Below are 11,316 nucleotides of genomic sequence, written 5' to 3'. Positions count from 1 at the left end.
CTCGAGCCCACCCTGATCGCTGACACGCAAAGCTGCTACCACACTTATCCAGTTATCGATATCGCGAATCACGGCATCGGCACTGCCGATGCCGCGACTCTGCTGTTGTTATCGCGGTGTATGCGGGCCGGTCAGCAAGCTGACAGCAGCGCGCGCACGCTTTCGTCGGCCAGACGGTCGGCGCGGTCACGTGATACCGCTGGCTCGACGTAGCCGATGTTGAGGGACAGCTCGTTGTGCGTCGCATTGGCGGTGGCCATGATGAAGCCGCTGACGGACATGCCGGAGACGAACTGCGCGCCCTCCAGCTGCCAGGAGCCGATCTTGGCCGGGAACGGGTAGTCGCCAAGGTAGGTCATACAGAGATGTCCCGGGCCGCGAGTGTCCATGAGTTTCACCGTGGACGCGCTGGCGGCCACCGACTTCGGCGCGGCCACCTTCAGCAGGTTCAACGCGGACAAGTGATCGCGCCGGTCCATCCGCGCACCGTACTCGCGCTCGATCTCTGTGGCGATCTCCCACAGCGAAGCCCACGGCGCGTACTTCGCCGGGGTGGCGATCATGCCCTGATAGGTGCCGACCTCGGTGTCGCCCGCGGCGCCGTCGAGATGGTCACGGAAGTTGACCGAGCTGCCGACGGTGTACCAGGCGGCCTTGTCGGTGCCCGCCTCCCTGGCCGCCGCGGTCAGCAGCGCGGCGGAGAGTGCGGCCTGCAGGCCGACGCCGTGGCGGGCGCAGCCCGCGGTGAGCGCCTCCAACTGGTCGCCGTCGAGGCTGCGGTGCACCACCCGGCTGCGCCGCTGTGCGGGCGGGGCGAGCCTGGTCGGCTCCAGCCTGCGCGGCTTGCGCAGCTGCGACTTCTGGTCGCGCAGGAAAGATCCCGCGGTGCGCAGCGCACCGCCCGCACCTTGGAAGCGCGGGGGGAACAGTTCTTCCGGGCCCGGCCGGACCGGCGCGGGCGAGAAGTCGCCCCCTTCCCCGGCGGCCACTTGGAGCACCTGCTTGGCCACCGACAACGCGCTCTCGCCGTCGGCGATGGCGTAGTGCAGCGTGACGATCAGCTCGTTGGTGCCGTCGGTCTCCTTGATCAGCACCGCCCTGGCCAGCGGGCCGGTGCGCCAGTCGAACGGCTCGCGCAGCTCCACCTCGTCGGCCTCGGTCAGCCAGTTCGTGCTGTCCTCGGATTCGATCACGCGCAGCGGGATCGGCGCTTGCACCGGCACGAAACGCGGTGCGGTGCCGTCCGGTTCGGCGGCGACGGCGACCCGCAAGAGCGGATGTCGGCGCTGTACTTCGTCCAAGCCCGCGCGAATCCGGTCGGCTTCGACGTGGCCACGAATGCGCACCCGCGACAGGATGTGCAGCGGTGCCAGCTGATCGGCGATCCAGTGCCAGCGCTCGACCGGCGAGAGCGGACGCGGCAGCCGCGCCGTCGGCCCGTCCGGCGCCGGGAACGACATCGGCTTGCCGAGTTCACGCAGGAAGAATTCGGTGGGCGCGTGGCGGAAGTAGGTGTCGCGCACCCGCACCAGGCGTGGGTCGGTGGTCTGCTCGATCTTCGCCAGCGAAGCCGATCCGTTCACGAACATGGCGGTGCGGTCGGCGCGCAACTTCTCGTAACGACGCAGGCCCGCGACCGGATCCAGGGAGTTGCGCAGCACACTGGCCAGCACCACCGCGTCCTCGATCGCGGCGTTGGCGCCCTGGCCGAGGCTGGGCAGCATCGGGTGCGCCGCGTCGCCGAGCAGCGTCACCCGGCCGCGGCCCCACTGCGCCAGCGGCGGGCGGTCCTGAGCGGGCACGGCCAGGATCGCCGCTTCGTCGGTCTGCTCGATGCAGGCGCGCACCTCCGGCGCCCAGTCGGCGTACAAGCGCAGTAGGTCTTCCTTGTCGCCCTGCCAGTTGGCGGCCTCGTCGGCGGGGAGCGTCTTGGTGCCCCACCAGTACACCCGGCCGTGACCGATGTCGTGGATGCCGAAACGCATTCCGGTGCCCCAGAAGTGCGCCGACAATCCGCGCGCGACATTGGGGTGCTCGAACGGGATGCAGGCCAGCCAGCAGACGAAATCGCCGGGCCGCGGCTCGGCGCGACCGTGCAACTGGGCGCGCACCACCGAGTGGATACCGTCGGCGCCCACGAGCAGATCGCCCTCGGCGACCCGGCCGTCGGCGAACTCGACGCGCACGTGCTCGCCGTCGTCGACGAAGCGGGTGGCCTGCGCGCCGACGAAAGTCGGCGTGTCGCCGATCGCGCTCAGCAGCACGTCGTGCAGGTCGGTGCGGTGCAGCGCCACGGCGGGTGCGCCGAGCTGGGCGTCGAGCCGATGCACCGGGAGCACCCGGATCGGGCTGCCGTCGGGGTTGCAGAAACGGAAGGTCTCGACCCGGCCGCCGCGGTCGAGCAGCTGCTCGTCGATGCCGAGACCCAACGTGCGCAGTGCGTTGATTCCGTTGGCCTGCACGGAAAGTCCGAAGCCCTGGGCCCGCAGTTCCGGGCCCGCTTCGTATAGTTCGACGCCGAATCCCGCATGCCGCAGGGCGGCCGCGGTGGTGAGTCCTCCGATCCCTGCCCCGAGAACGACAACCTTGATCGGACTGCTCATCGAACCTGCACTCTCATCGAACCACTCGACGGCACAGGTGGTTCCCGCCGCGACGCGGCCCGCGGGCCACTCTGCCCGCGCGAAACCGTCCCGCTGAGCAGCACTGACCGAGGTCACTGCGTCGACCCCGACCAGGCAGGCAGCTAGGACGCCTGTGCCTGACCGTCCGGAAGCCTACCGCTACTCGGCGCGCAAGGCCGAGTTGAAGTGAGATTCACCGCATCGCGCGATTGTGAAACGGAAATGTGTTGCAATGAGGCATAATTCGCCCTCCACGCACCGCGTTCGCCCTCGAATCGGGCTCGTCGTCGGCTTCAGAGGTAGGACGTATCGTTCACCAGACGCACCGAAGACCCGCCGTCGAGATAGAACTCGGCTATCGAGAGCGACGCCAGATCCAGATGCAAGCGATACAGCAGCGACGGGCCGGCATCGAGGGCCAGCCGCAGCAGCGTCTTGATCGGGGTCACATGACTGACCACGACCACATTGGCGCCGGGGTACCGCTCGAGCAGGTCGCGCAGAGCCGCGTCCACCCGCGCGCGGACCTCCTCGAAGTTCTCCCCGCCGGGCGCGGCGACGGTGGGGTCACCGATCCAGCGGGCGTGTAGATCCGGGTCGCGTTGCGCGGCCTCCGCGAAGGTCAATCCCTCCCACGCGCCGAAGTCGGTCTCGATCAGCCCGTCGTGGATCTCGACCGGGACCCCGAGCGCGGCGGCGGCCGCCTCGGCGGTCTCCCTGGCCCGGCCGAGCGGAGAGCTGACCACCGCGGCGATGCCGCCTTTGGCGGCCAGCATTTTCGCGGCGCGCGCGGCCTGCTCGCGGCCCAGCGCGGTGAGCGGCGGATTGCCGCGACCGGAATAGCGGCGTTGCACCGACAACTCGGTTTGACCGTGGCGAAGCAGCAGCAAACGCGTGGGCCGACCCGTGGCACGGGTCCAGCCGGGACCGTGCTGCGCGGGCTTCGACTGCTCGGCGTTCGCTTCCCTGGCTTCGTCGATCCAGCTCGGCAGATCGCGCTCGGTGTCCGCGAGAGCCGGATCGGCGGCCTCCACCGACCGGGTGGAGGCGGCCTGAGCACGGCCCTCGTCCACGTCGGCTCCGGCGTCCATAGCCTCGTTCGCGAGCCGGTCGGCATGCGAGTTCTGCGCGCGCGGGATCCAGCGGTAACTCACCCGGGCGAACCCGGCCGCGATCCTGCGGGCCTGGTCGGCGAGCGGGATCAGGGCCGCGTGCTTGATCTTCCAGCGACCGGACATCTGCTCGACGACCAGCTTGGAATCCATCCGCACCACGACCGATTCGGCGCCCAGCTCCGCGGCCGCCGCCAACCCGGCGATCAGTCCGCGATATTCGGCGACGTTGTTGGTGGCGATGCCGAGGAACTCCCGGCGCTCGGCGAGCACCCGGACGTGATCGGCGTCGTAGACCACCGCGCCGTACCCGGCCGGACCGGGATTGCCCCGCGAGCCGCCGTCGGCTTCGACGATCACCTCCGGGAAACTCATCGCACTTCCCGGTCAGTCGGTCGCGGCGAACTCACAGCCCCGATTCCCTGGTCCGGACCAGGATGGCGCCGCACTCCGGGCAGCGCACGACCACGTCGGGAGCGGTCTTGGCGATACGGGCGATCTCGCCGCGATCGAGTTCGATGCGGCACGCGCCGCAGCGACGCGCCTGCAACAGGGCGGCGCCGACACCGTGCTGTTCCCGCTGACGGTCGTAGATGGCCAGCAGTTCGCCGGGCAGCTTCGCGACCACGCCCGCGCGATCGGTTTCGCAGCGCGTCTGCGCCACGTCCAGGTCCGCGAGCGCCTCGTCCCGCTGTCGCCTGGCATCGCCGAGTTCCTCGTCGGTCTTGCTCAACCGCGCGCCCGCGTGCTCATGGTCGGCGGCGGAGGCTTCGCGCCGCTCCATCACCTCGAGCAGCTCGTCCTCCAGCACGGAGCGGCGGCGCTCCAGACTGCCCAGCTCGTGCTGGATCTCCGAAAGCTGTTTGGCGTTCACGGTTCCCGCGGTGAGCAGACTCTTGTCCCGCTCCTCGCGCTTGCGCACCGCCTCGACCTCGCCCTCCAGCTTGCGGATGTCGCGGTCGAGATCGTCCAGCACGATCTCCACGGCCACCGCGGCGTCGGAGTGCGCGTTGCGCTCGGCCTCCAGCCGCGCCACCTCCTGCTGCTCGGGCAGCACGGTGCGGCGGTGCGCGATCCGGGTCAGCTCGGCGTCGACGGCGGCGAGCCGCAGCAGCTCGGCCTGGATCGGGGGTTCGACATTCAACGCGGACAAACTCCTGGACGGGGTGGACGGGACTGGTGTTCAACCGTACCCCGCCGGATCGGCGGACCGGCGTCAGCCGCCGACCGTGCGAGTTTTGATGGCGTCGCGGGAGATGTAGACGTCGTATTCGCCGGGCACCGCGATCACCGCGTTGCCGTAGGCGGAGCGCACGAACGGCTGGGTCCACCAGCGGCCGGCGCGCATGTCGGCGAAGAAGTCGCGGTCGCCGTCGTTGAGGAAGATCTGGTTCTGTTTGGTCGCGACGCCGTCCAGACGCTGACCGTACAGGCGGCTGATCCGGTAGCCGGAGTGAAAGCCCAGCGCGTTCACCCACGGCTCCAACTCGACGATGCCCGCTTGCAGCACCCACATGTCGCCTTCGACCTGGTGGGTGAGACGCTGCTCGGGGTGGTCGTCGTCGCCGTACAGGGTGACATCGACGTCGAGCAGGTGTTCCTGTCCCGCCACCGGCTTGGCCACCACATGCGCCGCTTTGATCTCGCCGGTCAATCCGAGATAGGTCTGCAGCAGCGTCGCGATCCACAACAGCACCGCGGCGACCAGCAGCAGCGCGAGCCCGCCCGTTCCGCGTGCGAGCAGCGGCCGCATTCCCACCCGGCGCGCGGCGATCAGACCGGAGATGATCAGCGCTACACCGACGACCAGCAGCAGGATCAGCCCGATCTGCACGAGCCCGAAATCCACCGGGAAGTTCATGCGGTAGTTGTACCCCGCGCGAACTACTCGATTCACCCGAAACGCCCAACCCGTTCCGGCCCGGCGCGGACACGCCCCGACACGCCGTTGCCAGTTCGTCGCCGAGACAACGGGTTCGGACGCGGACGTGCGACGCTCAGCCGGGCGCGCGCACCGTCCACGGATCGGTGCGCAGCGTGGACACCCTGGTCTCCAAACCGGGAAGGGCGGTTCGCACGACCGCTTCCGCCTGCGCGCACCACGGGAATTCGGTCGCCCAGTGCGCGGCATCCACCAAGGCGGGGCCGCCCTTGCGCAGGTGCTCGTCGACCGGGTGATGGCGCAGGTCGGAGGTGAGATACACATCGACACCCAGCCCGCTGGCCCTGTTCAGGTAGGAGTCACCCGCGCCGCCACACACCGCGACCGTGTAGACGGTGCGATCCGGGTCGCCCGCGGCGCGTACGCCCCACGCGGTGGGCGGGAGGGCGCGGGCCACGCGATCGGTGAAGTCGCGCAAGGATTCCGGTTGCGGCAGGGTGCCGATCCGGCCGATGCCGAGCGACGACGGCAGCTGGGCGCGTTCGCCGATGTGATACACCGGGTCGTCACCGGGATGCGCGGCCCGCAGCGCGGCGAGCACGGCCGAGCGCGCGGCGGGCGGGGCGGCCACCTCGATCCGCTCCTCCTCGACGTACTGGAGTTCGGTCAGGGAGCCTTGTTCCGCGGCTTCGGGACGGAACTGGCCGGTCGCGGGCACACGCACCGCACGGTCGCAACAGTGCCCGCTCGCGCCAGCACCGGCGGCGAAGAGCGCGGCGAGCACCGCGTCGGTGTGCGTGCGCGGCACCTGGATCACCCAGTTGTCCACGGCTGCTTCGGGTTTGGAGTCCAGCGGGCCGGTCACGGTCAGGCCGATGGCCGCGGCGAGCGCGTCGGAGACGCCGGGATCGGCGGAGTCGGCGTTCGTGTGCGCGGTGAACAGCGCGCAGCCCGAACGGATCAGCCGATGCAGCAGCGCCCCTTTCGGCGTGCTCGCGGCGACGGTGTCGACGCCGCGCAGCAGCAACGGGTGGTGCACCACCAGCGCCTGCGCACGCCAGTCGATCGCCTCGTCGACGACCGCGGCGGTCGCGTCCACCGCGAACAACACCCGGGTCAGCTCCTCGGCCGGGTCACCGCAGACCAGGCCGACCGAGTCCCACGGCTCGGCCAGCGCGGGCGGGTAGGCCGCGTCGAGCGCCCCGATGAGATCCGCGAGCGTGGTCATCGTCCACCTTCCTTCGCTTCGGTTCCGCACTGTGCGGCAGTGGATTCACCGCCGGACGTGCCTGCGTGGCTGCGTGCGCTCGCCCGTCTCGTGCCGGTGATTCGCGTGGTCGGACGGTACGAAGGGCACAATCCAGCGCCACGAACACCGCGTCCGTCGTGGTGAGTGGGCCGGACCCTTTGTTCGCCCTGATGCCCGGTGCGGCGACCACCATGCGGCGGACGTGGAGATCGGCCACCGGCCGCGAGACGTCCGACAGGCGAAATCTCCGCCCGGCCAGTGCGCCTGCGCGCGGGATCGGATCTTTGATCGGCGTGGCACGGCCGGAGCCTCGTACTCATCGGACATCCGCCGACCGGATCGCCGCGACCAGCCGGTCGACTTCCGCGGGGCCACGGACCGCGACGCGCAGGTGATCCGGGCCCAGGCCTGGGAAGGTGTCCGCGCGCCGGACCGCGATCCCCTCCGCGGCCAAATGTTTGCGCAGCAATTCACCGTCCGCCACGCGCAGCAGCAGGAACGGGCCTTCCGCCGGAGTGTGGACCGCCACGCCGAGTCCGCTCAGGCGCTCGATCATCGCGGCACGATGCACGGCGAGCGTTTCGGCGCGGCGCTGCGAGTCGGCCACGGCGGCCGGGCTCGCGGTCGCGGTGATCGCCTCCAGCTGCAGGGTGCCCAGCGGCCAGTGCGGTCGCCCGTGGCCGAGGCGCGCCAGCACCTCGGGCGCGCCGAGGAAGTAACCGCAGCGCAGCCCCGCCAGCGCCCACGTCTTGGTGAGGCTGCGCAGGACGAGCAGGTCGGGTGCGGGGTCGGCGGCGAGGGATTCCGGCTCACCGGCCACCGCGTCGGCGAAGGCCTCGTCGACCACGATGACGCGCCCTGGCCTGCGCAGGGCGCGGATGGCGGCGGCCGAGTGCAGTACCGAGGTCGGGTTGGTGGGGTTCCCGAGCACCACCAGATCGGCTCCGGCGGGCACCGCGGCGGAATCGAGCCGGTAGGGCGGTTCGAGTACCACCCTGGTGACGGGAACGCCCGCTTCCCGGAGCGCGAGTTCGGGCTCGGTGAACGACGGATGCAACACCGCGGCCGACCGCGGCGCGAGGCGAGGCAGCATGGCGAAGCCTTCCGCCGCGCCGGCCAGCAGCAGCACCTCCCCGGGATCGCGGCCGTGCCGGGCCCCGATCGCGCGGCGGGCGGCTTCGGCGTCCTCGGCGCTGGGATAACGCCCCAGATCGGAGAGGCGCGCGGCCAACCGCCGCCGCAGCCATTCCGGCGGTGCGGCCCCCTGCACGTTCACCGCGAAATCGAGCATGCCCGGACGTACGTCCACGTCGCCGTGGTGGCGCAGTTTCGCTCGATCGACGGTGTCCTCGGCCACGAGACCACACCCTACGTGGCGGCCCCGGAGCGGGACCGGCCAGAATGGCAGGCGTGGGCCAGCTGCACGTCTCGTTCGTCTGTACCGGCAACATCTGCCGCTCTCCGATGGCGGAGAAGATCTTCGCCTCGCACCTGTACCGGGCCGGCCTGGCCAATCGGGTGCGGGTGAGCAGCGCGGGCACCGGTTCGTGGCACGTGGGCGACGACGCCGACCCGCGCACCAGCGCGACCCTGCGCAAATACGGGTACCCGACCGGCCACGTCGCCGCGGCGTTCGGCGCCGAGCACAGTGACGCGGACCTGGTGATCGCGCTGGACAGCTCGCACCAGCGCGACCTCGCCCGCCTGGGCATCCCGGCCGAGCGGCTGCGGTTGCTGCGCGCCTTCGACCCGGACGCCGACGGTCAGGACGTGGCCGATCCCTACTACGGCGACGCGGCGGACTTCGAACTCGTGCGCGCGCAGATCGAGGCCGCCGTCCCCGGCCTGCTCGACTGGGTGCGCGCCGAACTGGCCGCCGCCGAACCGCCCGACCCGCGCCTCGTCTCCGACGAGCGATCCTGATGCGCAGACTGACCTTCCTGCTTCGCCCCAGCTGGCTGATCCTGGCGGTGCTGGTCGCCGCGTTCGCCTACCTGTGCTTCACCGTGCTCGCGCCGTGGCAACTCGGCAAGAACACCGCCACGTCGCACCGCAACCAGTTGATCGCCGACTCGGTGAAGGCCGAGCCCGTCGATGTCACGACCGTGCTCTCCGGCGCAGGGAGCGAGCACACCGAGTGGCGGCGTGTCACCGCCTCCGGCAGTTATGTGCCGGACTCGACGGCGCTGGTGCGGCTGCGCCATCTCGACGGCGCTCCGGGGTACGCGGTGCTCGCGACGTTCCGGTTGGACGACGGGCGCGTGCTGCTCGTCGACCGCGGGCTGGTGGCGGCGGTCGACGGCACGCGCCCGCCGCAGATCCCCGAGCCCCCCGCCGGGCCACAGCGCATCGAGGCCAGGGTCCGGATGTCCGAAGGGGTCACGCCCGGCAAGGACCCGAGCGTCCAGGACGGCTATCGCCAGGTGTACTCCATCGACACCACCCAGGAGACGGCGGTCCTGCGACAGTCCCTGACCGCCGTTCCGACCGGCGGCGAGCGCGGCGGCTACCTGCAACTGAGTGAAAACCAACCGGGCGCGTTCACTCCGACGCCGCTCCCCCAGCTCGATGCGGGCCCCTATTTGTCCTATGGCCTGCAATGGCTGGCCTTCGGCATCATGGCTCCCCTCGGCCTCGGCTATTTCATTTACGCCGAGATCCGGGAACGAAGGAAAGAAAAGAGCTCCGCCGCAGAATCGCCCGAGGCCACGTCAGGCACCGAACCGGCCGGGTCCGAGCAGGCTCCGTCGGCGGCTCCCAGCGTGCCCGCCGCACCGACCACGGAGGCGCGCCTCGCCGACCGCTACGGCCGCGGCCGCGGTTGATCCCGGCATGGTCGCGGCCGGACTTGCTCGCCGCGACGCCGGACGATTCGCACTACGGCTGAGCCGGGCCGAGCAGATCCCACCGGTTCCCAGCGATGTCCAGGAAGACCGCCACCTGCCCGTATGGCTCGCTCCGTGGCGCGCCGACGAACTCGACACCGCGCGAGACCATTCGGTCGTACGCCGACCGAAAGTCCTCGACCTGCAAGAAGAATCCGACGCGGCCCGCGACCTGCTGTCCGATCACCGCGGCTTGCCGCGCACCGTCGGCGCGGGCCAGCAATATGCCGGTTTCGGCGCCGGGTGGCCGCACGACCACCCACCGTTTCGGGCGGCCGTCATTCGTGCGAGCCGCTGAGTCCTCGATCAGCTCGAATCCCAACGAGTCGACGAAGAAGTCGATCGCGGCGTCGTACTCCGCCACCACGATGGTCATGAGCCCGATTCGCACCCGCCGACCCTATCCGAGCCGGAACGCGGGTTCGGGCAGTCGGCGGCACAGTCGCCCGCCGATCGGTGCGCACGGTGGTGGCAGGTGACCGCCACCGCCGTGCGATCGCGAGCGGCCGCGGCCGCCGGTGCGCGGGCCGACCGCCCGCGGACTCCCGCCGTTCGCGGCTGCCCGGTGCGGCGGACGGCTCAACGCCTGATCGCGGCCACCCGCCGCGGCCAACCACTCAACGCCTGATCGCGGCCACCGCGGCGGCGATCACGGTGGCGGTGAGTTGCACCGCCTCCGAAAGGCGTACGGCGCGGCGCAAGTCGTGCACGGTCGGAGCTTGGCCGTCACCGAGCACCGGGCGCATCTCCACACCGTGCGGGTACTCGGTGCGGCCACCCAACCGGACGCCCAGCGCCCCGGCCATCGACGCTTCGACCACGCCCGCGTTGGGGCTGGGATGCCCGGCGGCGTCCCGGCGCCACGCGGCCAAGGCGGCAGCGGGCCTTCCGCCGATCGAGGGTGCGAGCACGGCGGTGAGCAAACCGGTGACGCGCGCCGGGATCAGGTTGGCCGCGTCGTCGACGCGCGCGGCGGCCCAGCCGAAATGCCGGTAGCGCTCGTTGCGGTAGCCGATCATCGCGTCCAGCGTGTTGACCGCGCGATATCCGAGCAAACCCGGAACGCCCGCCACCGCTCCCCACACCACCGGGGCGACGGCCGCGTCGGAGGTGTTCTCGGCGATGGACTCCAGGGCCGCGCGGGCGAGACCGTCCGCGTCGAGCGCCTGCGGGTCGCGGCCGCACAGCGAGGGCAGCAGCGCGCGGGCGCCGTCGAGATCGCCCCCCGCCAGGCGATCGGCCATCCGGCGACCGGCTCGGGCCAGACTCCGGCCCCCCAGCACGGTCCAGGTCGCGGCGGCGGTCGCGACCACGCCGCCGCGGCGTACGGCCGCGCCGAGTCCGACCACCGCGCCGACGGCCAGCGCCTCGTGCACCAGCCCCGCGGCGCGCCGGTCGGCATAGGTCACCGACTCCAAAGCCGCCACCGCCGAACCGAATCCGGCCACCGGGTGCCACCGCCGCGGATCACCGAACGCTCGATCGAGCGCGAATCCGAGCAGCAACCCGAGCGCGGTAGCGGTCCCCTTCTGCACTCGGCGACACTATCGGGCGGGCGGCGACC

Annotated in this window: 10 protein-coding genes; 2 read left to right on the top strand and 8 right to left on the bottom strand. The window is 71.1% G+C overall.

Going from position 1 to position 11,316, the window contains the following annotated elements:
- Window positions 1–131 precede the first annotated feature (131 nt).
- From ACFV2O_RS19365 to cobC, 6 genes are all read right to left on the bottom strand, one after another.
- Complete coding sequence (locus ACFV2O_RS19365) at window positions 132–2,603, bottom strand: FAD-dependent monooxygenase (protein WP_379252988.1); 2,472 nt, start codon at window positions 2,601–2,603, stop codon at window positions 132–134.
- Window positions 2,604–2,917: 314 nt separating this feature from the next.
- Entirely contained in the window at window positions 2,918–4,111 is a 1,194-nt protein-coding gene (locus tag ACFV2O_RS19360) for a bifunctional RNase H/acid phosphatase (protein WP_364427731.1), read from the bottom strand.
- Between the two features lie 31 nt (window positions 4,112–4,142).
- Window positions 4,143–4,880, bottom strand: a complete 738-nt coding sequence (locus ACFV2O_RS19355) for a C4-type zinc ribbon domain-containing protein (RefSeq protein ID WP_356965065.1) — start codon at window positions 4,878–4,880, stop codon at window positions 4,143–4,145.
- Between the two features lie 72 nt (window positions 4,881–4,952).
- Window positions 4,953–5,597 carry a hypothetical protein gene (locus ACFV2O_RS19350; protein WP_364427725.1) on the bottom strand — a complete coding sequence of 215 codons (645 nt, stop codon included), beginning with the start codon at window positions 5,595–5,597 and terminating at the stop codon, window positions 4,953–4,955.
- A gap of 136 nt (window positions 5,598–5,733) precedes the next feature.
- Window positions 5,734–6,846, bottom strand: coding sequence for a Nif3-like dinuclear metal center hexameric protein (locus ACFV2O_RS19345; RefSeq protein ID WP_379252987.1), 1,113 nt, complete (start codon window positions 6,844–6,846; stop codon window positions 5,734–5,736).
- A gap of 337 nt (window positions 6,847–7,183) precedes the next feature.
- Window positions 7,184–8,224 carry an Rv2231c family pyridoxal phosphate-dependent protein CobC gene (gene cobC / locus ACFV2O_RS19340; RefSeq protein ID WP_379252986.1) on the bottom strand — a complete coding sequence of 347 codons (1,041 nt, stop codon included), beginning with the start codon at window positions 8,222–8,224 and terminating at the stop codon, window positions 7,184–7,186.
- 44 nt (window positions 8,225–8,268) lie between these two features.
- Here cobC and ACFV2O_RS19335 point away from each other — a divergent pair, with 44 nt between their 5' ends.
- Window positions 8,269–8,790 carry a low molecular weight protein-tyrosine-phosphatase gene (locus ACFV2O_RS19335; protein WP_379252984.1) on the top strand — a complete coding sequence of 174 codons (522 nt, stop codon included), beginning with the start codon at window positions 8,269–8,271 and terminating at the stop codon, window positions 8,788–8,790.
- Entirely contained in the window at window positions 8,790–9,692 is a 903-nt protein-coding gene (locus ACFV2O_RS19330) for an SURF1 family protein (RefSeq protein ID WP_379252983.1), read from the top strand. The genes ACFV2O_RS19335 and ACFV2O_RS19330 overlap by 1 nt, the downstream gene beginning before the upstream one ends.
- Before the next feature lie 52 nt (window positions 9,693–9,744).
- On the opposite strand, the gene ACFV2O_RS19325 is transcribed toward ACFV2O_RS19330, so the two are convergent.
- Window positions 9,745–10,143: a VOC family protein gene (locus ACFV2O_RS19325; protein WP_355072770.1), complete on the bottom strand. Its 399-nt coding sequence runs from the start codon at window positions 10,141–10,143 to the stop codon at window positions 9,745–9,747.
- Between the two features lie 226 nt (window positions 10,144–10,369).
- Complete coding sequence (locus tag ACFV2O_RS19320; RefSeq protein WP_379252982.1) at window positions 10,370–11,287, bottom strand: cobalamin biosynthesis protein; 918 nt, start codon at window positions 11,285–11,287, stop codon at window positions 10,370–10,372.
- Between the last annotated feature and the right edge of the window lie 29 nt (window positions 11,288–11,316).

The organism is Nocardia sp. NPDC059691 (genome assembly GCF_042733915.1).
Lineage (GTDB): Bacteria > Actinomycetota > Actinomycetes > Mycobacteriales > Mycobacteriaceae > Nocardia > Nocardia sichangensis.
Note: the sequence above shows the minus strand (reverse complement) of the source record. Positions and strands in the feature narration are given on the sequence as shown.

Bases quoted from the DNA above. Each gene is read 5' to 3' on its own strand.
- ACFV2O_RS19350 (WP_364427725.1), bottom strand. From the start codon at position 5,597: ATGAACTTCCCGGTGGATTTCGGGCTCGTGCAGATCGGGCTGATCCTG.
- ACFV2O_RS19365 (WP_379252988.1), bottom strand. From the start codon at position 2,603: ATGAGCAGTCCGATCAAGGTTGTCGTTCTCGGGGCAGGGATCGGAGGA.
- ACFV2O_RS19360 (WP_364427731.1), bottom strand. From the start codon at position 4,111: ATGAGTTTCCCGGAGGTGATCGTCGAAGCCGACGGCGGCTCGCGGGGC.
- ACFV2O_RS19345 (WP_379252987.1), bottom strand. From the start codon at position 6,846: ATGACCACGCTCGCGGATCTCATCGGGGCGCTCGACGCGGCCTACCCG.
- ACFV2O_RS19330 (WP_379252983.1), top strand. From the start codon at position 8,790: ATGCGCAGACTGACCTTCCTGCTTCGCCCCAGCTGGCTGATCCTGGCG.
- ACFV2O_RS19335 (WP_379252984.1), top strand. From the start codon at position 8,269: ATGGCAGGCGTGGGCCAGCTGCACGTCTCGTTCGTCTGTACCGGCAAC.